Raw genomic sequence first — 22366 nt, forward strand, 5'->3', positions numbered from 1 at the left:
AAAGCATCAGCGCAATCCGCGCTGGTAAAGATATTGTGCAAGTGCGTCTCTCCTTACGGCCGCAGCCGGCGTGTCCGGCGCGTAGTAGAAGTGGCCCGCACCCTGAGACATCTGATTCTTCAATGTGAAGGCCGACCCGATGAGAGAGGCATCCGACATGCCCGCAGTAATCGGATCGCCCTTGTCGTTGAGGTTCACGATGACGACGTTCTTGATGTTCGTCTCCGCTTGCAGCGTCTTCAAGTAGTCCGCGCTGATCGGCGAGCCAATGAGCACCAGGTTATCGACAGTTGTTCCGCCGCGTGCGTAGGTGACCGCCACTTGCGCAGCCACATTCGAACCATACGAGTAGCCGAGCAAGTTGAACTGACTTCCGCCAACCTGAGGCACGTTGTCCAGCAACGGCACGTAAGGCAACTCACCGAAGCGAGTGAGCTGTACACCAACCGTCGCATCTAGCCCGGTGCCATTCGAGTAAACGTCTCTGTTGGCAGGCGTGAGCGCGATGCCTTGCTTGTTGAAGGCGCGCACCATGTCTTTGATGTACGAACCATCCATGCCCGCGCCACCGAAGAACACATTGCCCTTGACGTTCTCGCCGGGCAGCAGCACGTTGTCCGGCACGGGAACATCGGTGGTGCCGCCAGTCGGGTTGCCCGCGATATCCATTTCCGGAATCTGCATCGTGCGACCAGGACCACCAGCTGGTGGACGATTTCGATCGCCCGAAGCGGGCGTGAGCGGCGCTCTCATGTTGGTGAGCGGGCCAGTGCCAGCAACGACGATTACGTCGTCGGGATTCGCAGCTACAGGCGTGTTGTCATCAAACGCTTGCACCAGCTGGTCGTAAGCAGCAGAGGCATAGGGCGTGCTAAACGATGGGCCAGCGTTCGCGCTGTAGATCGGCAAGTTCATCGGATTCGATTGTGCCAAGCGTTGGGCATGGTCCTCGCCGAACGTCGTTGCAGGCGACGAACTCACCGAGCCCACGAGCCCTTGACCCAGCGCATTGCCAAACGCCCCGCCCTCAGCCAACACCCCCCTCTGCGTCGTCTGCCCTCGCAGGTTGTCAGCTACCGTGTTGCCGATGGCGTTGGCGATGATGCCCGGCAGCGCCTGCGCCACGCTGCCGCCGTGCACCGCCGCGTAGGCCAGCCCCCCGCCCAGGTTGCCCACCAACCTCCTGGCCTGCTCGCCCATCACGTCCTTGGACAGGTACTCGCCCATGTAGCCCTGGGCCGCCGAGGCCATCACGCCCTTCCAGTCAAAGCGCTGCTGCAGCCCCGTGGCCACTGCCAGGCCCTGGGTGATCGCGTTGCCCGCCGCCATGCGCAGCGCGGTGGAGTCGGCCAGGATGCCCGCTCCCTGCAGCCCGCCGGCCACCCCGCCGCCGAGGGCGCTCAGCGCCACGCCTTTCCAGTCAAAGGATTTCTGCACGCCCAGCGCCATGCCCGTGAGTTGGCTGGCCACCGAGGCCGCAATGCCGGTGACGGCTCCCGCCGTAGCGGTGACGAGGGCGCCGGGTGCCATCATGGCGCTGCCATACGCCGCCGCGCCGGCCGCTCCTCCGCTGCCACCGGTGACCGTTGCTGCGGCTGCGGCTTCTGTGGCGGCTGCCTGGGCTCCGATTTTTGCGAGGTATTCGAGGATTTGCGGGCCCGCGTAGACCACCACCACCACGGCCACCACGATCATGATGATTTCGCCAAAGCCTCCGCAGTCGTCGTCGCCTCCGGCCGGCGGCGGGTTGGGGATGGTGGGGCTGGTGTCGCCGATGGCCTTGCCCGCGTCGTAGGGCCTGAAGGTCTGGCTGGTGTTGTGGATGTTGGTGACTTTGTTGGGGATCGCCAGCACGGTGTTGGCCGTCAGCGCCACCCCGGGCTGGGTGCCCTGCAGGCCGTTGGCGTCGGCGATCAGGTACCACAGGCTGGCGTCTCCCCACACCGAGCGTGCAATCGACTGCAGGCTCTCTCCTTCGCGCACCGTGTAGCTGGAGGCGCTGGAGCTGGGGTAGGTGGCGTTGATGGGCTGGTAGTTCTGGTCAAAGTCCGCGCTGGCCACCGGCGTGAAGTTCTTGTATTTGGAGTCCGGGTCGCTGGGCGCGTCCAGCGGCCGCGCCAGTTGCTGGGCGTAGTCTTCGCGCTCCACCCCGTCGTTGCCGACGTTGCCGATGCGCCGCCCGTCAAAGTAGTAGTAGCTTTGCGTGCGGTTCTTGGAGGCGCCGATCACGGTGCGGCTGGCCTGATCGAAGGTGCCTCCCATGAGTTCGTCTCGCTGCAGGATGTGGCCTTGCGCGTCGGTGTAGTAGCTGAAGCTGCGCCGCCCCGTGGGGTCGTAGGCGGTTTTCAGGTTGCCGTTGACGTCGTAGCCAAAGCGGGTGAAGCCCGGCGCCCATGGGCCGTTGACCTGGCCGTTGCTGGCCTGCACGTCGATGCCCGCCTGTTTGGCGTCGTCAAACCACAGGTAGCCATAGGAGGTGGTGATGGTGGTGGCGCTGCTGTCGGCCGAGTAGGTGACCGAGCCGCTGAGTGTGCCGTCGTTCAGGTAGCTGTAGCGGGTGCCGCTGTTTTTCAGGTCGTTGTGGTCGTCCAGCAGCTTGTTGTCTTTGTCCCAGGTGCGGCTCGAGCTGGAGCGGCCGGTTCCGTCCGCGTTCCATTCCTGGTACTGGATCACCCGGCCAGCCAGGTCGTTGGTGCGCACCGTGCGCTGGCCGGTGGACAGGGTCGTGGTGGTCAGCAGCCCGTTGGCGTCGTAGTCGTAGTTTTCCGCGTGCCCGTCGCTGGCGTAGATGGCGCGCCTGCGCTGGCCCGCCGAGTCGTATTCGATGCTCACGCCGTCGCCGCTGGTGCCGCGCGTGACCACGCCGCCCACCAGTTTCCCCATGGTCACCGTGAAGCGGTTCATGCTGTCGTAGGCGTAGTAGTAGTCCTGGTTGGCCTTGACGTTGTGCAGCGCATCGTAGTAGTTGGACACCACCCGGATCCGGTTGCCGTTGGCGTCGTATTCGTAGCTGGTGTCGTAGCGCCCACTGTCGTCCACGCGGGTGATGCGGTTGAGCGCATCGTAGGTGGTGCGCGAGGCCTGGAAGGTGATGCCCGAGCCAGCCGTGGAGCGGTAGGACTCGTAGTTGCGGTTGCCGTTGTTGTCGTATTCGAAGTCGCTCTGAGTGCCGGCGCCAGAGTCCACGATCTGGCTGATATAGCCGTTGCCGTAGTAGCTGTAGCGGATGTTCTGCCCTAGGATGCCTCCGGCCAAAACGCTGGTCTGGCTGGCAATCAGCCCGGCAAAGTTGTACGTGTAGGTGTAGACGTTGCCGCCAAAATCCTGATGCCACATCCTGCGGCCGAAGGCGTCGACCATGGTGATGAAGGTGGCATGCCCATCGTTGTTGTCCGTGGTCTGGGTCACCTTCCAGCCGCCGGCCGCGGCACCGGTGATGCCCAGGATGCCGCTGTCGTATTGGTAGCTGTAGCGAACGCTGACGCCTTGCGCGCTGGTGGTTTTGCTCACGCGACCCAGGGCATCGTAGTAGGTGCGCTGGCGGAAATTCAGCGCATTGGTCTGTGCGATGCGCTGGCCCAGCTCGTCGTATTCGTAGACATCGAAGCTGCGCGCGCCGGTGACGCCATCGATCACCGGACGGTCGGCGCGGATGAGGTGCTTGTTCTTGTCGTAGGTGTTGAGCGTCACGCGGCCGATTTCGTCGGTGGCGATGCGCAGCTGTCCAAAGATGTCGAAGGCGCTCTGCTTGGAGCTTCCATCGGCGTGCCATTCTCTCGTGACGAGCCCGGCGGCATTGAAGGTCTGGGCCGTGCGGTTGCCGTTGGCATCTGTCATGGCGACCGCCTGCCCCGTACGGTCGTAGTAGTAGTACGTGGTCGGACGCTCGGTGTATTTCACCCCGTTGGCGTGGGTGTTGGTCACCAGCGGTGCCTGCTTGGATGTCAGCAGTCCCATGGTGTTGTAGCCGAGGTTGGTGACATTGCCGTTGCCATCGATCTCGGAATCCACCTCGCCAAAGGCATTGTGGGTCTGGCGCCGATGGATCAGGCTGCTGGTGTTGGTCAGGCCATCGACCATCCAGCGCGCGTCGATGTTGACCGCCCCCGCCGTGTTCCTCGGATTGAAGAAGCCGTTGCTGGACGAGACAACCCGCCCGGCCGCGTTGTAGAGGTCGTAGGAAAACTCGTAGTCGCCGTTTGCCAGCGCGGATGCATCCCACTTGAATGAGCCGCTGGCGGTGCGCGTTGCCGTCACCTCCAGGAAGTCGAACGTGGCATAGGCAATGATGTATTTGGACGGATCTTCGGGCGTGACGGTGACGGTGTCAGGCACCTTGTCTATCACCGTGCGCGTTTGTGTTTCATACCGCGTGGTGTAGACGATGTTGCCCGCCGCATCTCGCTGGTAGATGGGGTCTTGGCCGATTTGACCGGTATAAGGCTCTTTGTCAGTTCTCCAACGGGTCTCGTAGATGGGAGAGTTGTAGTTTGGCGCCCACAGCGGCTTGCTGTAGTCTTTTGCCCAAATGGGCTGGGTGTAGTCGTAGACCGTGTAGTACCCTACGCTTTCGTCCCAATATGTCCAATGGACATAGTCGACGATGACGTTTTGATAGTCATAGACATACCAGTTGTAGCCGATAACGACCTGATAGGACACTTGGATATCCCGGTACAGGGTGCCCATGATCGGGATGTATCCCACGATGACCGGGTCTTGCCCCACGGGGATCTGCTCGGTGATTTCGCGGGTCACATCCGTGTAAGTGCCCGTCAGCTTCTGGTAGGGCGTCGCCGTGACAGCGCCATACACGGCTTCGCCCAGCGCGTTCCTTCCCAGCAGAGGAGCGCTGTAGCCATCGCCAAAAATGTAGGTGCCGTCCGCATTTCGCCCCAGAACGACCGGCGCGCCATACACGGGCATCTTGGTGTTGGCCGAGTCCTTGGGACGGTAGCGCAGCTTCAGTGTGGTGGCGTCCACAGAACTGGGGGGTGTGAAGGTCAGCACATTCGGCTTCGTGACCCCTGAGAGCACGGTGTTTCCGCTCGCATTCGCGCCCAGTGTGGTGTTGCCACTGCCTTTGGCGACGATGAAGCCGTCGCCGTCGTAGGCGATGAAGCTCAACGAATACGCGTAGGTCTGGTCGGCGGCGGGAATCAGGCCGGCCAAGTCGGCTTGCCAGGCAAGGCTGCCGTTGATCCAGGTGAACTGGCTCGCCGCGGCTCCTTGCGTGCTGACCGAGCCCGAAATACCTTTGCCGTCCGTGCTGCTGTATTGGATCTCCATCCGCGCAGAGGCCGGCAGATTGCTGAACACCAGCGAGGTGGGCGCAAACTGGACAAAGCGCATGTTGGTGTACACGCCGTTGGCCGGTGCAATGCTGCCCAGCAACGTATCCAGCTTGTTGCCGGCCAGATCCAGCATCTCGATGCGGATGTCGCGCGGATCGCTGCCCAGGGGAACGTCAAAACACCCCGCGGAGGTGCTCGTATACACGCCGACTTCCGTGAACGCGTTGGTCCCCATGTAGTACCGGGTCATCACATGGATCTTGCGGGGAGCAACGCCCGCCGTGGTGCGCAGTCCGCGAAAATGCACCATGCCATCTGTCGTATAGATCGGATCCGACGACGAGCTTGCGGCCGAGACGGTGCCGCCATTCAAGAAATAGGTGTCGCGCCGGACAACCTCTCCGGCAGGCTGCACCCCGACATACCGGAATTCATAGTTACCCCCCCCCAGGCTGCTGATGTCGGCCACAAAGGCTCCATCCACAGCCGCGTAGCCAAACGTCGAAAGCCGGCTTTCCAAAGAGCCGTAAGTGGTGATCTTGGCCGGGTCGAACTGAACAAACCCTCCCGTGGAACCCAGCGGGCGGTAGTAGAGTTCCGGGCGGGTGCCGGGCTTGAGCGCCGTGCTTCGGTCGCCCAACATGAGGAAGTTCCCTGAGGCCAGGGCGGATGTGGCCCTGCCAGAGAAGTTATATGTCATGATTCCGCTGACGGTCTTGCCCAGCGATGACATCGCTATGGCAGAAAAGACGACCGTCGGAAGGCCATTGAGCGGGGAGGCCTTCAGAATGATGGGATAGTCTCCAACGGCCTCCATCCCCCAGGACTCAAGAGGCATGGCATCACCGGCAATTGCCGCGACCAGGGTGTTCCCCGACCGGGTGAGGTAGACCGTCTGCCCCCGAAAATCAATGGACCAGGTGCAAGCGCCGTACAACTGCTCGATACCACTTGGAAACTCGAAGCCAATGCCGGTTGCAGCCAGTAATCCCGTTGCGCGCTCGCCCGAAGTGTCCCAACTGGTAGTGACCGTCCCGCTTCCCCACATCGACACGCTGACAGGCATAGAAATGAACTTCGGAATGGTCGTGGCTTGCGTGGCGTCAGCAAGGTAGGAGCCGGTGGCGCTGGACATCGAGCTGCCGCGCTGAAGGTTGATCTGCCCGAAAACACCCGACTGCACATCGACCGTGACCGTCTGGAGTGTCACGGATTGGTGGGCCCCGTCCATCTTGGGCTGGATGACGTCGACGATCTGGCCACGCTGGTCATACACCGTGAAAGTCTGCAGGATATTGCTGTTGACAGTCACGATGCTGCCCAGCGTCATGGTTCTCAAGTTGAGTGTCTGCGACTCGATTTCGAGTGTGGCATTCCCATCCCGGTCATAAACCCAGACTTTGGTGATGCCGTCTTTGCTGTTGGACCGCCAGACCCTGCCCGCGTTGTCGTAGTCGCTGAATTCCTGTGCTTCTCCGCTGGGCCCTCCTGCCCCAGTGCGTTTTCCGGTGATCTCGCCGTACGCGTTGTAGATGACAGAGTTCTCTTGGGCCTGGCTCCAGACCGGCATATTCGCAGCGTCGCGCCCCCCCGTGAACCGAGCCACTTCGCGGTTGGCCGCGTCGTAGCGGATGCTGATCATTTCGCGGCTCATGACGCCATCGGCATCGGTTCGGTCGTACATGCGCGCGGTCAGATTTCCGACAGCGTCATAGCCAAAGCTGGTCACCTCCCCCTTCGCATTGAAGGTCTTGAGTCGCCGCCCGCCCGCTCCATAGACGTTGCGCGTGATCAAATCGTCTGTTTCCGAGCCGTTGTCTGTGCCGCGTTCGATTTGCCTCGTCACGTTGTTGAGGCCGTCGTACTCGTAGTCGATCGTGTGGCGCACGGAGGCGCCGGTATAGTCGGTGAAGCTTCCCCCCATCTCCCGCAGCTTGCGCCCCAGCGCGTCGTAGCTGACGTCTGACCTCACGCCATTGGCATCCGTCTGGGAGAGCAGATTCCCCAGACCGTTGTAGGTCTTCGTGATGGTGGATGCGCCGGTCGACGATGTCACGGCCCCATTCGCCGAGTTGACGCTGGCGTAGGCCACCGACAGGCGGGACTGGCTCAGGACACGGCCATTTCGGTCATAGCCATAGCTGGTGACCCGATCCTCGGAGGAGACGGATAGCTTGGCGGTAACGTTGGCGACAAGGTCGACTGCCTGCAAACCGGCCAGGTTTGCGGGGGACAACGCCTGTGCATATTGTCTTTCGGTCAGGACGTTGCCATTGCTGTCACGGCTCCATTGGATGGCATAGCCCTTCGGATCGATCTGCAGCGTCTTTTGCCCTAGCTTGTCATACCAGGTAAAGGTGGCGTTGCCTTCCGGGCTGACTGTCTTGATGACTTGCCCGTTTTCGTTGTAGACATATTGAGTCACCAGGGCGCCACCGCCTATCGGGCTTACGCCATACTGGCTAGACGTCGCGTTGTAGCTGCCGTAGGTGACATTGGTCACCGTTGACTTGATCAGCCGGTTGTTGGCGTCGTACTCCTGCTGTGTTTCCCGGCAATTGTTGGCGCTGATCGGATTCGGCAGCGCGTCGCTGACCGGCAGTCCAAGCGCATCTCCATAGACCTTCAGGTTGATGACATTGCCGACGGCGTCATATTTCCATTGAGTCAATGTTCCTACGGCATTGACTTCTGCGATCTTCCGGTTGTTGACGTCGAACCAGGAGCGCACCCGCGAGCCATTGGCGTCGACTACTGAAATGCAGTTTCCGACGGCGTCATAAGCGCGGGATTCGGTTGGCGTGACGGTGATCCAGCCGGTGCTCGGCTTATAGACCGACAGGCTTTCTGAGATCTTGGAGATCTGGCGATCCAACGCATCGTAGACAAAGGTCGTGATCCTCTGCTCAGGCAATCCCTGAGCTTCTGTGCGCCGGATGAGGTTGCCAAAGGTGTCGTAGTCGGAGGCATTCACCACACTGATGGCTTGCCCCACTCCATTGAGGCTCGTGATGGGGAGCTTCTCTGTGCGCACGCGGCCGGCTTTGTCGAACGTGTAGACCGTCACTCCATTGAGCTTGTTGGTCAAGGAGCTTCTGTCCCCAAAAGCGTTGTACCCGTAACTCTCCTTGTAGCCCTCGGCGTCGGTGCTGCTGAGCAGGCGATCCAGCTTGTCGTAGATGAACGACGTGGTCGCGTCGCCCGCGTTGGCGCCTGGCAGCGCTGGGGTGGTCGCTTCGCTGATCGCGCCTGTCAGCGCAGTGGCAAAGTGAACCACTTTCTGGATCTGCCCGAAGACTGTGTACGATGACTGCGTCACGCCGCCTTCAGGGTCGACCTGAAGCTTGACCCGTCCTAACTGGTCATAGTAGAAGTAGGCACTGTTATTCCTCGCATCCGTGAGCTTGGTCCGATTGCCCAATGCGTTGTAGGAAGAACGCGTCACGCCCAGCATGGCGTCCGTGACAGAGATCTCGTTTCCAGCCGCGTCGTAGTCTCTGACAACTTTGCTTCCTCGTGCATCGGTTGTCACCAGGAGCTGGCCGATCGCGTCATAGCCATAACGGGTTTTCGCCGCGCTCAGCGTTCCGGTGCCTTCCGTCTGCTCCGCCTTGCGGCCAGCGACGTCGTAGACAAACGTTGTGACATGGTTTCCGGTCGGATCGGCCCCAAGCGCTGCCTTGATTTCGCTCTCCGTCCCTCCCACGTTGCCCAGAATCGTCTTCGCGTATTGGGTCGTGGATTCGATTTGACCCAGCGCGTTATAGACCCGGCCTGTCACCGCGCCAGTGGCGTCGACACTCAGAATTTCCCGATTCAGAGCGTCAAACACGCTCTTGCGCACCCGATCCTGATTGGTATTCGCCGGAACACCCAAAACGCCTTCGCTCACCATTGCTTGGCGGATCGCCTCAGTCGATGCCGTCGAACTGAGAGCCGCCAGCTTGGTTTCCCCCAATTGCTTGAAGTAGCTGGTAACCTTGATCCGGTTGCCCGCCAAGTCGTACTGAACCTCGGTAACCGCACCAGTGGCGTCGATGGAGAGAACCTGCCGATTGGCCACATCGTAGGCAAACCTGGCAGTTCTGTTGGCGGGGTCGGTGTACGCGACAACCCCGCTGGAAGAAGTCGTCTGCAAGGCCGACAGGGTCGTGGCGGTGCTTGAGGTTGTCGTAGCGACAGGAGCAGTGATTGCCTGAGCAAACAGAACTCTTTGAGTCACATTGCCGACTTTGTCATAGACGTTCTGGGCGACACCGCCCAGAGCATTCACCTCGAAAACCAGGCGGTTGGCTGCATCGAAATTGAAGAGATAAACCCGGTCGTCGCTGGTGCTGCCAGTGACACTCGACGGGAGAGCACTCCCTGCGACAGGGTTGCTGTACTCGACGCGCTTGATCAGATTGCCATTGCCGTCGTAACGGCGCTCGACGACAGCCCCGATTCCATCCGCGGTCCAGGTCAGCCGGTTGGCTTTGTCATAGATGCTGCGTGTTCGATGGTCGCGGGCAGAGTCGGCGACGGCGGCCACCGCGGTGCTCAGGGCATCTTTGGTCGCCACGGTACCCACCGGAACCGACTTGGCATACGCCATTTCCTCCGTGATGTTTCCGTTGCCGTCATACGTGCGGGCAACAACGGCGCCCCGACCATCAATTGAGTAGATCGCGCGGTTCAGTTGGTCGTAGACCGTGCGGGTTTCTTGGTCGTGTGCCGGATCCGCGACGGGGTTGGGCACTGATCCCGCGGTCCATGCCGTGTAGCTGACAGGCTTGGCATAAGCGACTCGCTTGATGACATTACCCGAATCATCATAGGTGTACTTGACGACTTCACCTAGGTTATTGATTGTGGCGACCAACCGTCCATCTCTGTCATAGACGTTGTTGATAACCATATTCTTCGACGTATCCGTCGACAGCCGGGAGTTGATGTCCGAGGCACTCCAGGCGAGATCCAGCCCGGTCAGGCTGATGGGCGCTGCGAACCGCTCCTTCCGGATGATCCGGCCTTCCGCGTCATAGGAAGTCTTTTCCACCGCACCGGAAGCACTCACTACATGCGTCAGGCGACCGCTGGCGTCATAGACATAACGCGTGACATTGTTGTTCGCATCTCGGGAACTGGTGACGTTGCCTGCCTTGTCATAGGTGTAAGTCCGGCTGATGTTCAAGCCTGCTGGATCTACACGCTCGCTGACTCGCCGCCCCAGACCGTCGTAGCTGTACTGCGTCACGACGTTGTTCGCGTCGGTGACGGTGAGCATGTTGCCTTCCGCGTCAAAACTGTAGCGGGTGATCAGATTCAGTCCGGTGGGGTCCACCGTCCGGCTCGCCAGTTGACCATTCAGGTCGTACGTCAGTACCGTGACGGTTCCGCCGGGGCTCGTCACTTGGATCTGCCGGCCCTTCGCGTCGTACTGGTAGGTCGTGACCAGATTCAAACCCGATGGGTCTACGGTTCGCGTAAGAATTCGGTTTGCCGCATCGTAGGTAATGGCAACGAGATTATTGTTGGCATCCTTGGTCTGAATCAGTCGATTGGCTCGGTCATAGCTGTTGGACGTCGTCGTCAGCGCCGTGGTCGTCGTCTGCAGATTGCCATTTCGATCGTAGGTGTACGTGGTGGTATTTCTCCTACCATCAACGACACTTTGAACTTGCCCGTGGCGGTTGTAGGCCGTGGTGATCGTGATGTTTTCCGGGGTCGTTATGGCGACGGTCCGCGCTGCGCTGTCATAAACGTAGGTCGTCGTTTTCTGCAACGCATCGGTCTGGCGGAGGATCCGGTCAAACGCGTCATAGGCAACGGTCCGAGTCGCCCCCGTGGGGTCGACGGTGGTGACGACACGCCCAAGTCGGTCGTATGTGTAGGTGAGGATGTTGGTATTGGCATCCACACTCTGAATCAACCGACCGAAGCCATCGTAGACCGCTACCGTTGTGGCGCCCAGACCACCGGACACCGCGTCCGCCACCACACTCGTCTTCAACCCTCGTCGGTCATAGCTGGAAGTCGTGACGCGCGTCCTGGTGGCATCGATGACTTGAGTTCTTTTCTCCTCTTCGCCAAAAGCGTTGTACTGAAAAGAGGTTGTATTGCCACGCGCATCAATGACACTCGCAGTGGTGCCAGTGGAGGAATAATTGAAGGTGACTCGGCTGTCCAGGGAGCTGTTTTTTACTGCATTGATGGCGGAGGTCAGCGTCAAATTGACCAACCCGCCAGCCATGCTGCCGGTAAGACCGGTGAGGTTGATCGGGCTTCCATAGCGGACCGTCGCCGTGAGAAGCCCGAGTGCGTTGTACTCGCACTCTTGAACCTCTCCCAACGCATTGACAGTGTGCGTCAGTTTTCCGGCGGCGTTGTAGAAGAACAGCGTCTTGTTCCCGAGTTGGTCCGTGGCACTGGTTCGCCGCCCCGCCGCGTCATAGGCGTATGTGACTCCGTACTGCGTCCAGATGGCGTCGATCTGATTTTGCGTCTGATTTCCCGTCAACAACGCAGCACCCTCCGGCGTCAGTTCGCCGGTCAAACGGCCGAGAACATCGAAGCGCGTCAGGAAAGCACGGGTGTCTGCAGTATTTGGCGCTACCGTCTTGGAGGTCAGATTGCCGGCAGCGTCGTAGTCAAAGTTGGTGACGGTACCCTCGGTATTCGTCTGCTGGGACAGGCGATTCAGTACATCATAGGAACGCACAACGACCTGATCCAGGCTGCTGCTTGTTGGCCGCAGGCTCGCCACCGTGGAGGTGACATTGACAGCCACGGTGACTTTGGCCGCATACCGGACGGTTGTTGCCAAGTTGCCATTGGCGTCGTAGGATCTTTCCGTCAGGTAGCCTTCAGGATCGACTTCGGCAACGGCTTGTCCTTTTCCGTTGTAGAAGCTAACCGTGCGGGCATCATCCGGGCTGGAGCTCGGAATAAGCTCCGTCAGCGTTCCCGAAGCTCTTTTTGTGGCATTTGTTTGAGAAATATAGGCAATTCGCTCGTTCTGCCGTCCAGCGTTGTCGTAGCGAAATTCCGTCAGGAACCCTTCCGCGTCCAGTGTTCCCGTCAAGAGGCCATCGTTGTCATAGAAATTTCGAACGAGGCGGTCCTTGCCGGCAGGGTCCACGACAGGTGTGACGCTCTGGCCAGATGGCGTAGCGCCAAGGCCACTGATATCCACGGTCTTCGCGTAACGCAACACCGCAACCACTCGGGAAGCACCGTCGTACTTGAACTCAGTGACGGCGCCTTGGCCATCCACCGATCGAGACACCCGGCCCGCGGCATCGTAGATCCACCATGTCTGGCTGTCTAACGCTGTGGCATTTGGCCGAACCGACGACAATGACGGAGTCCGCGGGTTGCCATTGGCGTCAACCAGAAGAGTGGCATTGACTGCATTGCTGTATGTTTTGGCTCGCGTGACTTGTCCGGCTGCATTGAACGAATACTCAGTGAGCCGCCCCATTCCGTCTACATCGGCGACTTTCCGACCGGCATTGTCGTAGAGAGTCCAGCTCAGGACGTCCGTGGGGTCCTTGGTCATGACCAGACGATTGTCTGCGTCATAGAAGTACCTGGTCGTTCCCAGATTGGAGGTTACCGAACTGCCAGATTGCACACTGGTAAGGCGTCCGGCTTTGTCGTAGGAACGTGTAGTGATCAGTCCGTTCGCCGACGTCACTGTGATCTTGCCACCCGCATCGTCGTACGAAGTCAGGGTCAGCTGATTCAGGGCATCGGAGACCGACAGCACCCGGCCCATTCCATCGTAGGTAAACGTCGAAATACCAGATTTCGGGTTGATGGTCTGCAGCAGTTTGCCGAACTGGTCGTAGATGTACTGAGTCGTCGACGCGGTAGCGCCAGCCACTCCATTGCCAGTGGTCGGATCAACCGAGCTATATGCTGTGACGCTGCTGAGTTGGCCGCGAGCGTCGTATGCCGCGTCCGTGCGAGACATGTACGCCTTGCTCTGCCCGTTTGCCCAAGTGACAAGATCGGCCTCCAGCGGAACAGCAGTGACCGACAGACCGGAAACAGGGTAAGCACCTCCGCCATAAACGATCGTGCTTGTTCTCTCTCCATAGCTGTTGTAACGATACTCGGTGACACGGCCCTCCGGGCTGATCACAAACCGCAGCTCGTTCTTCCCCGTCGCATCGTAAACATATCGCGTCGTCGCCGGGATTGACGGCAGCAACGGGCCAGAGCCGTCTGGGTCGGCAACAAGGTAGACCGTCTCTGTCTGCAGCTGGTTGCGTACATCGAAGGTGCGGGAAATGGTATTGCCGGCCGCATCCCTCTGGAGAATTTGATTGCCTCTCGCGTCGTACTGCATGTCAACAACGAGGCCAGCACCGTCATTGGTCTGAATCAGGTCTCCGTTCGCGTTGTAAACAAAAGTCCGAACCTGAGACACACCCTCCACCGCGGGAGACGTGATTTTTGTCAGCTGCCCACTTGCGTCATATTCATAGACACTTTGCAGCCCAAGTGGATCAACTATCGTCGTTCGCCGATTGACCGTGTCGTAGTTGTAGCTCGTGACTTGGTTGAGGGCATCACGGACCGTGGCGATCCGATAGTCCGCACCGATCTGGGTATAGGTGAAGCTGAGTACCGTTCCGTCGCTTTGCGTGACGCTGGCGATTCGTTTGCTGGTTCCGTCGTAGGTGTAGGTGGTGGTGTAGATCTTGCCGTCTGTGACGGAATTGTCTCCTGGCGTCAGATCCACCACGACGGAGGTCAGACGGTTGCTGGCGTCATAGGCATAGTGCACACGTGTCGTCGTTGCAGCCGCCGCCCCGGTTCCCGTCACCGTTCGGATCTGACTCAGGTTTCCCGCCGAATAGTCAAAGTAGACAGTCTCCCCACTTGCACTAGCGATACTGCTGACCGTGCCATTGGCGTTGTAGGCATATGTCAGGGAGTTTCCCCTAGGGTCCGAACTCGACAACAAGCGCCCGTTCGCTGATGAATAGCTTTCCGTGAGCCCGGTCGATCCGTCCGTCCAGGTATAGGTCGAAGTCGCATCCACATACCGGATCGTGCGATATGCTCCGGCTCCGTCAGTGCTCTGATAGAGCCCCTGGGAAGCGTCCCACGTGTACACGGACTTGGCGCCATCACGGTCAATGCGCGTCAGTGAGCTCCCCGCCGTGTTTCGAGTTCCGCTCAGAACCAACGGCTGGCTGAAGAAGCCCGAAGACCAGTTATCAGCGTTGTCGTCGTTGAAGACGCCAAGGCTGTTGTAGGTACGCAGCGCAACCACGTCCAAGCCGTGGCTGACCAATTTATCATCCACATCCTGAAGAACCAGGTTGCCATTGGCAACGTTAACGTAGCTTTTTTCAGCGGCACGCCCCGAAGACGCGTCGCCCAAAACCCCACGCTGCCCCAGAACCTGCAAGGATGTGAGACTGAGCCCCAGGCTGTTGCCGCTGACAATTGCTACCATGACTGATCCATTCTGTCGTCCGGATAGGCTCCAAGCCCTTCAAGCCAGACATCCCCTTTGGACATCGGCCACCGGTCTCGCCAATACATCCGGGCCTGTTGCTTTTTGTTTAGCAAGAGGCAGCCCACTTGAAGGCGCGTCGGCACGAGGCCAGGCGGAGCTGTACGACTGCAGGAGCATTTGGTGCACTGCGTGAGCCCGAAAAAATCGAAAAAATACAAACCCGCTAAACATATCCAATCAGCCTTGGATATATTGCGATATCTGCTTCCAGGGGTGCGCACCGATGCCGACATCGGTGCCATCGCCCCTTCACTTGAGGCTGCATGGTCTGGTCACACGCCGTCACCTCACTCGCCTCGATAAATCACCAGATCTTTGAGGTTTTCTTCAATCCTGCAGGGAGATTCGCCATGACAAAACCGCTCCCCTCATCGCCTGCCGCGCTGGATCCTCTGATCCAGATGGCACTGGCGTCCAGTGCCCGGAATGACGCAGAACAGACGCTTGACTTGCTGCAGGAAGCGATGGAAAAGATGCCGTCATCGGGACTCCCATATTTCCTGGCTGGAGCCGAGTTGGCCCAGCTTGGTCGTTTCGACGAAGCAGAAGCGGCCTATGCGCGCGCCGTGCTGCTGGCCCCGGAGTTCGACATGGCACGCTATGAGTTGGGCACGCTGCAGTTCGTTTCGGGCAAGTCGGCCCTCGCAATGGTGACGTGGCAGCCACTCCTCGAAAGATCCGATATGGATGCGCTCAAGATGTTCGTGAACGGCTACATTGAATTGGCGGCCGATCGCCTTGATGCAGCGATTCTTCTGTTTGAGCAAGGAATGCGTGCCAACACCCAGAATGCCGCGCTCAATAGCAATATTGGTTTACTGATTTCTGCGGTACGCCAATCGACCGTGGCGCCACCCCAGGATCCGACCACCTCAGTCACTCCGCCACCGCAAGCAGAGACTCATTTTTTGCTTTCGAGCTACCGGCAGCGAGGCGCGGCCCATTGATGTATTTTTGCGAGCCCAGCTTGATGAATGCAGTGATATGCAAGGAATTCCATCGTGTCTGGCATTGACAATGTCAGTCAGCTCACCGCTGTCATGCGTGCTCAGGTTGCAGCGCTACGCCAGTCAGTGCGCTCTGCGCCGAGCAAGAGCGCACCTCACGCCCCCAATCGCACAGAATCAGGCTCATCACAGGAGCCTCTGGATCTTGCACGCTTGGTTGCTCAACGCGTCCAGTCGCTTGATCCTCAAGACCCACAGCGCAAGCGAAAAGCACTCCGGATTTTTCTGGAAACAGTTCTTTTGGCCGAACTCGGCATCAAGCTTGCCAATGACCCGGCGTTTCTCACCATGGTCGATACTGTGCACCGCCAGATGGAAGCGGACTCGGATTTGGCAAAGGCCATGGATGATGCAGCCGCCATACTACTATCGAAAAGCCCGGACGCAGCACCAGAGTAACGTGTTGTCGCCAAGTACGGGTTATCGGCGAAGAATTGGCGGCAACCATTGGCTCATCTTGCCACCAAGTGGGGCGTCCCGTTGGCCCAGCAATCGATGAGCCAAACGCTGTACTGCGGCAGCATCAGCGGCCTCGCCGCTCAGCAGAGCTTGCGCATAGCCTGCGGATACGGCTCTACGATCCAAGCGAATCGCTCGTTCAATATGTTCTTGTGCGGCTGCAGTTTGGCGCTGCATCACCAGCACTACGGCTAAACCGCCGTGGCTTTCGGCAAAATTTCGATCCAGTTCCAAGGCGACTTCAAACGCCCTTCTTGCCGACGACAAGTCACGCTGCATCACAAAGGCCCACCCTAATCCATGCCAGGTTCCAATGTGGCCTGGCATCAAGCTAACCGCTTTCTCAAAATCTTTACATGCCTCGTCGAACCGGAGTTCCAGCATACCGGCAAAGCCCAAAGCCGACCAGGCACGACCTTCGTTCGGGCTGCGTTCCAGCACTTGTCCGAGAAGCTCGCGCGCTTTCGGAGCATCGCGCTGCGCCAAAGCCAAGGATGCCTGTGTCACCATTGCTTCCACTTGGGTCGGCATAGCTAGCAGAGCCTGGCCGGACAGTCTCAATGCCGCCTCGGGCTGATTGACATCCAACGCAATCATGCTGGCGACGCCGTTGGCTTCTGGCGTCAGTGCAACGGCCTTGTTCTCCTCGATCCAGGCCCATGCCTCCTTCAAAGCCCTGAGATGATGAAGCGAGCGAAGCCACAACATCCGCATGTTATCCAGTGACAACGCGGTGGCGTCGCCATCTGCGATGGGAGTTTCGACCGCTCCGCTCATCCACGGCAGCAGGCGTTTGCGACAGGCGGCGTAGTCTGCCCCAATGAAATCGATCTGCGCAAGGTTGTACTCCAGCACAGGGTGCGCGCCTAGCTCCCTCGCCAACGCCATCAAGATCGTTCCGGCCTCCTCAAAGCGTCGATTCGCCATCAGCAGGCTCGCTTCGCGAAAGCCCCATGCCTGGCGATCCATTGAAAGAGACTGAGCTGTATTCAAATGGACCTGCGCTCGAGAGAACTCTCCGGTAATCAGCGCTTGCTCAAAGGTATCGGCTAGCAAATGGGGATTGGCAGGGTCGCTCTGCAAGTAACCCTCCAGCTTTGCCAATCGTTCATGCGCAACGGAAATAGCAGGAGTCTTGGGCGGTGTCAAAGGAATATCGTTCATGGGCATCTGTCAATCACGTCTATAGTTTTGACCGTCAAAGCACCACATCGGCAATCGGCTTCTCCTGCAATGCCTCACGCAACTGCATCAGCGCCTGCTTGTGAATCTGGGCAATGCGCCCTCGAGTCAGGCCCAGCATGGAAGCAATTTCCTCGAATGGAATCTCCTGCTGGTAATGGTAGCGAATGACGGTGCGCTGCTGCTGTGGCAAACCTTCTATAAGAGAAGCGATGCGCTGCCGCAATTGCTTGACTTCGGCGCTTCGATAAAACGGAATGGCTTCCGAAGTCTCCGGTGCTTCGATCATGCTTGTGCCTTCAAGCATCCAAGACAGCGCGAGCCCCAATCCAACGTCGGCCACGTAGCGCAATAATTGCTCCGGCGCGCGTCCTCCTGGTTTTCCACGCCCGCCAATCCCTTCACTTTCACCTTCTATCGCTTGAGGCAGTTTGACCGACTCGCGACGCTCCGTCTGCAGACGTTTGCGCGCGGCAATCTGCTGTTGCTTTTCTGTGAGTTTCTCCAAGCCATTCAGGATGGCGCCGTGCATTCGCCTCGCCGCAAAGGTCTTGAACTGAACGCCCACTGACGGATCGAACCGATCCAGCGCTTCGAGCATCCCCATCGATGCCAACTGATAGTATTCAGCAAACTCGATTTCATCATGCAGGCGTTTGGCGTAGTAAGTCGCTGCGACGATACGCACATACGGAAGGTAGAGACGAACCAGTTGCTCACGCGCTTGGTAGTCCGTCTCCTTGATCCACTTCAGCCACAGCTCCTCCTCAACGCAGCCTTCTTGCTTGCCGGCGATAGCCTTCCTGACGGTGAGGGCATCACCGGACGCTTCTGTGAGCATTTCATCAGGCCGTGTCATCTCAATGGAAACTTCCCACGAGCGCCTTGAGCACAAGGCTCCAACCGTCAATCAGCACGAACATCAGAATCTTCACCGGCAGCGCAATGGTTGTTGGCGGCATCATCATCATGCCCAAGGCCATCAACAGGCTAGACACAATCAAGTCAATCAGCAAAAAGGGTAAGAAGATCACAAAGCCGATCTGGAAGGCCGCACGCAACTCGGAGAGCATGAATGCTGGAATCAACTGCACATTGCTAATGTCAGCCATGGTCTTCGGGGCAGGCGCGTGCGAAAGCTCTACGATCAGTGCGAGATCCTGTTCACGGGTCTGGCGAACCATGAACTCACGCAGCGGTGCAATGCCCTTTTCATACCCGGCATCAATCCCCAGTTTGCCAGCCATAAAGGGCTGAAACGCCTCTTCATTGACCTTCTGTATGACTGGCGACATAGTGAACATTGTGAGAAACAGAGCCAAACCAATCAGCGCCGTGTTGGGAGGTGTTTCGTTCATGCCAATTGCGTGGCGCAACATGGACAACACAATGATGGTGCGCAAGAAGCTTGTCAGGCACATCAGTATCGCCGGCAGAATCGCCAACACCGTCAAACCAAGCACTACACGTAAGGCCTGCGCCGTCTGACCTGAGACAACCGTTGGTAGAGTGGCAGTGGCCCCCGCCTCGGAACGGTTGCTTGCCTGGCCGGCAGTTGCCCCATTGCCGGCGGTTGCGACAGGTGTTTTTCGCGATGCTTCGATGGGAGCCTGCACCTTGGACGTCTCTTGCTCAGCGAACGTCAATTCAGGCACAGGAGCGGCCGCCTTCGCAGTGGAAATGGCTGCGGCAACGGGTACAACCTCCAACGTCTCATGCGGCGCATCAGACTCCTGGGACCATGCCGACGCAAGGCAACCGATCGCTACTAGCAAGCCGGCCAAACAGCTTCGCCCGATACCCAGATAACTCCAGCGAATCACGGCACCCTCCCAGCAGATGCTGCTGTGTCTGCATGATGCGAGGAAGGGCTGCCATCGTTTGGCTGCCCGGCAATCAAGGTAATGGCCTCACCAGCGCAGCCAATCAGCCATTGGCGCCCCTGCCATTCCACGACGTGAGCACTGTGCTGCGGTGTCAGGCGTACCGACGACACCACGCGTAGACACTTCTGGTCCGGAACCTTCAACCACGTTGGCCAACCGGGGGCCCGGCTACCTCGCGGAGGCTGTCGGATGCGCCGACCAATCCAGACGACCGCGCACAGCAACAACAGTACGCCGACAACAATCATGTAGACATCAGAATTTGAGGCGGCGTTAGTTGCAGAATCCCGTCGCAAGGGAATGTCTGCCGGCAGTATCTCGGCGACTGTCGCCTGGGCAGCGAGTGCGTGCCCTGTTGCCGCCCATGCCGATGTGGACCTGCCGCCAGTCCATCCTAAAGCAAGTACCACACACAGTCGCGCCCAAACACGCGATTTTTCCGCCGGGAAGAGCAGGGATTCGCCCAACGGCCGCACTCCCATCTTGCTTGGTATCATTTCAACTTTGGGTTGCCAAACGCATCGCAACCGGCAACTCAACGATCTGCAATGCGAAGTGGCCATCCAGCGCAACCAGTTGGCCACGAGCGACCACACTGTTTTCAAGCAGCAAGTCTACTGGCTCATCAAGACCAGAATTCAATGACAGCACTTGATTCTCTCGCAGGGCCAACAACTCGGCCACACTCAACGTGATTTCACCGACTCGTACTTGCAGTTTCGCTTTCACCTGGTAAAGCGGGTTTGTGCTGGGAGATATCAATGGAGCGCCAGACTCCTTGGCCGTGTCGCCTCCATGCAGTTCGGGCATGACAATGACTTGCGCCACTGCGGGCGCGCTTTCGCGCATTGATGCAATCTCGGGGTGTGCACCCGCTAAAAGACTCTTCACGACTTGGTTCACGACTTTCTCTCTGCTATGTATAGGAAATAGATCAATGGTTTTGCACTGACGGGCTGTCAAGAGTGCACAATTCCAATGCGAGACAGTCCTGCTGTTGCCCCAGCCACGCTGCACACACAGGGCGACCCACTGTATCCATGACATGCAGCGGCCGGTCTAGTTGATGAGACAGCGGAATGATGTCGCCCACCTGCAATGTCTCCAGCTGCCCGAGACTGAGGTTGATGCTGTCCAGTTCCACTCTGAGCTTGATGGGCTGCCCCGATAGTGCTTGGGTGATTTCGACCAACGGTGGCTTGCGTGTTGTGGTGCTCCTGACACCAACATTGCTCAGTGAAGACAGTACCGTCTCGACAGTGCCTCCGTCAAGCCACAGAAAAAAGCTCCCCCTGCACCATGGCCAACGAACCATGACGTCGCCACTCCAAGCAGATGCGCTACGGTTTGCATCGCTAGCGGCAGGGTGCTGCTCCAGACCGTGCAAGCCTGGAATCTGACGCAAGCGGGTGAACCAGTCGGATAGTGCCGCCTCGACCACGTCCATCGCAATCGACTCCGATGCCGCTCCAGCTCCGAGCAGCGAAGGCGACAAACCAAACATCGATGCATGCACACCATGACGTATACCGGCCAGACTTGCGCATTCATGCGCCTCTATCAGCATATCGCTCGAGTGGCGTGCCGGCTTTGAATAAGCCCACGCCAAGCCGGCACCACGCTCATGGCGCGCACCTTCAACCTGTGCCGCGCCTTCGCCCGCTGCCGGACCAATGCCCCAATCACGCGCCCAGTCCGCCGCCAAACTGGTAAACGCCTGTTCGAGCGCCTCGCATTGCGCCAGCGACCAAGCACGCAACGCGCGCGCAGGCTGTTCCAGCACGACCTCCGGCTGATCACTCGTGCTCATTTGCTCTTCATAGCGAACAGTTCCTGAAGCATGTCATTGGCGGTTGAGATCACCTGCGAACTGGCTTGATATCCGCGCTGCATTACCACCAGATCACTGAATTCCTGGGACAGATCGACATTGGAGATCTCCACCATCCCCGATCGCACATTGCCAAACCCCCCCATGCCTGCTGCGCCAATGTGCCAAGCTCGCACATCCTTGGAGCCAAACTGATTGTCACCAACGGACTCCACCGCTTCCAGTGAATCAAAGCGTGCCAGTGCCAGCCGTGTGCTCTTGATGACCTGCCCGTTCGAATAAGTCAGCGACAACGCTCCAGCTGCATCAAACGTCGCCTTGGTCAATCCCCCAGGACCAAAGCCATTTTGCGACGCCATGGCGAGCGTAGACAGATTGGCCGATGGGTAGGAAGTCACTTCGGTCGAGAAGTCTAGCGTGAGCGGCACGGCTGAAAGACCCGCGGGCGTATAGATGACTTGGACTTTTGCCGCAGTGCTTTGCGGCCGGCCATCTTGAAAAATGATCTCCCCAGTCCCTACCACGTTCGTCCCGTCCATCAGATCCACCTGCCAGCTGCCGGCCGTGGTTGCACTGGTGTCGGTGAGCTTCACACTCAGCATATGCTCCCCGCCCAATGCATCGACGACCTTGACGCCTCCCACCGTCTGTTCGGCCATGGTGCTGGACAAGTTACCGCTGAACTTGACTGTCGTGGTGGCACTACCTGCGTTGGTCTGCAGTCCTGCCAAGCTGATGCGTACCAAGTTTCCTGAAGCATCGCGTCCCATCACGAAGCTGTGATCGATCTTGTTGATCAGCATACCCTCTGTATTGAACTGGAACTGCCCAGCACGAGTGTAGGTCACATCCCCCTTCTCGTTCTCCAGTATGAACAGTCCCGTGCCATCGACAGCCATATCCAAGTCATTGCCGGTTTGCCGCAGTTCACCCTGTCTGAATGAAAGTGTCGTGCCGTTCGCATTGAGCCCATAGCCAACCTGACCCGCTCCGCCTCCTTGCCCTGAATTGGAGTAAAACAAGTCAGAAAACTGCAAACTCGACCCTTTGAAACCCGGTGTGTTGATGTTTGCCGTATTGTTGGCAATCACTCGCAGGCCTTTTGAATAGCCGAGCAGTCCCGTCATCCCTACGTAAATTGATTCCAGCATGAAAACCTCCTGTGAAAATCGATTCTTTCGAAATAGATC

At 58.8% G+C, this 22366-nt stretch carries 10 protein-coding genes; 2 read left to right on the forward strand and 8 right to left on the reverse strand.

The features are described 5' to 3' along the window. Positions 1-6: 6 nt before the first annotated feature. Positions 7-14748, reverse strand: coding sequence for an RHS repeat domain-containing protein (locus tag MMF98_RS15020; protein ID WP_243307179.1), 14742 nt, complete (start codon positions 14746-14748; stop codon positions 7-9). A gap of 413 nt (positions 14749-15161) precedes the next feature. Between MMF98_RS15020 and MMF98_RS15025 the strand changes: the two genes are divergently transcribed. Further along, positions 15162-15758 carry a tetratricopeptide repeat protein gene (locus tag MMF98_RS15025; protein WP_243307180.1) on the forward strand — a complete coding sequence of 199 codons (597 nt, stop codon included), beginning with the start codon at positions 15162-15164 and terminating at the stop codon, positions 15756-15758. A 54-nt stretch (positions 15759-15812) separates the two neighbouring features. Continuing rightward, positions 15813-16217, forward strand: a complete 405-nt coding sequence (locus MMF98_RS15030; protein ID WP_243307181.1) for a hypothetical protein — start codon at positions 15813-15815, stop codon at positions 16215-16217. 21 nt (positions 16218-16238) lie between these two features. On the opposite strand, the gene MMF98_RS15035 is transcribed toward MMF98_RS15030, so the two are convergent. From MMF98_RS15035 to MMF98_RS15060, 7 genes are read right to left on the reverse strand one after another with little or no spacing between them, the layout of a single operon-like run. Then, complete coding sequence (locus MMF98_RS15035) at positions 16239-17441, reverse strand: tetratricopeptide repeat protein (protein ID WP_243307182.1); 1203 nt, start codon at positions 17439-17441, stop codon at positions 16239-16241. 34 nt (positions 17442-17475) lie between these two features. After that, positions 17476-18318 (reverse strand): sigma-70 family RNA polymerase sigma factor, encoded by an 843-nt coding sequence (locus MMF98_RS15040; protein ID WP_243307183.1) that lies wholly within the window; start codon positions 18316-18318, stop codon positions 17476-17478. 1 nt (position 18319) lies between these two features. Further along, positions 18320-19282: a flagellar type III secretion system pore protein FliP gene (gene fliP, locus MMF98_RS15045; protein ID WP_243307184.1), complete on the reverse strand. Its 963-nt coding sequence runs from the start codon at positions 19280-19282 to the stop codon at positions 18320-18322. Then, positions 19279-19908: a flagellar biosynthetic protein FliO gene (locus MMF98_RS23805; protein ID WP_423837604.1), complete on the reverse strand. Its 630-nt coding sequence runs from the start codon at positions 19906-19908 to the stop codon at positions 19279-19281. Before MMF98_RS23805 ends, fliP begins: the two co-directional genes overlap by 4 nt. Continuing rightward, the gene (locus MMF98_RS15050) at positions 19844-20248 is read right to left on the reverse strand and encodes a FliM/FliN family flagellar motor C-terminal domain-containing protein (RefSeq protein ID WP_243307185.1); all 405 of its coding nucleotides are present in this window, start codon (positions 20246-20248) and stop codon (positions 19844-19846) included. Before MMF98_RS15050 ends, MMF98_RS23805 begins: the two co-directional genes overlap by 65 nt. 31 nt (positions 20249-20279) lie before the next feature. Further along, positions 20280-21155 (reverse strand): FliM/FliN family flagellar motor switch protein, encoded by an 876-nt coding sequence (locus tag MMF98_RS15055; RefSeq protein ID WP_243307187.1) that lies wholly within the window; start codon positions 21153-21155, stop codon positions 20280-20282. Further along, the gene (locus MMF98_RS15060) at positions 21152-22327 is read right to left on the reverse strand and encodes a flagellar hook protein FlgE (RefSeq protein WP_243307188.1); all 1176 of its coding nucleotides are present in this window, start codon (positions 22325-22327) and stop codon (positions 21152-21154) included. The genes MMF98_RS15055 and MMF98_RS15060 overlap by 4 nt, the downstream gene beginning before the upstream one ends. Positions 22328-22366: the final 39 nt, after the last annotated feature.

Origin of the sequence: Variovorax terrae, from assembly GCF_022809125.1 — a bacterium.
In the GTDB taxonomy this organism is placed as follows: Bacteria; Pseudomonadota; Gammaproteobacteria; order Burkholderiales; family Burkholderiaceae_C; genus Variovorax_A; species Variovorax_A terrae.

What these genes read in the sequence shown, in the direction of transcription:
- MMF98_RS15020 (WP_243307179.1), bottom strand. Translation starts at nt 14,748, where the DNA reads ATGGTAGCAATTGTCAGCGGCAACAGCCTGGGGCTCAGTCTCACATCC.
- MMF98_RS15025 (WP_243307180.1), top strand. Translation starts at nt 15,162, where the DNA reads ATGACAAAACCGCTCCCCTCATCGCCTGCCGCGCTGGATCCTCTGATC.
- MMF98_RS15035 (WP_243307182.1), bottom strand. Translation starts at nt 17,441, where the DNA reads ATGAACGATATTCCTTTGACACCGCCCAAGACTCCTGCTATTTCCGTT.
- MMF98_RS15040 (WP_243307183.1), bottom strand. Translation starts at nt 18,318, where the DNA reads ATGACACGGCCTGATGAAATGCTCACAGAAGCGTCCGGTGATGCCCTC.
- MMF98_RS23805 (WP_423837604.1), bottom strand. Translation starts at nt 19,908, where the DNA reads ATGGCCACTTCGCATTGCAGATCGTTGAGTTGCCGGTTGCGATGCGTT.
- MMF98_RS15055 (WP_243307187.1), bottom strand. Translation starts at nt 21,155, where the DNA reads ATGAGCACGAGTGATCAGCCGGAGGTCGTGCTGGAACAGCCTGCGCGC.
- MMF98_RS15060 (WP_243307188.1), bottom strand. Translation starts at nt 22,327, where the DNA reads ATGCTGGAATCAATTTACGTAGGGATGACGGGACTGCTCGGCTATTCA.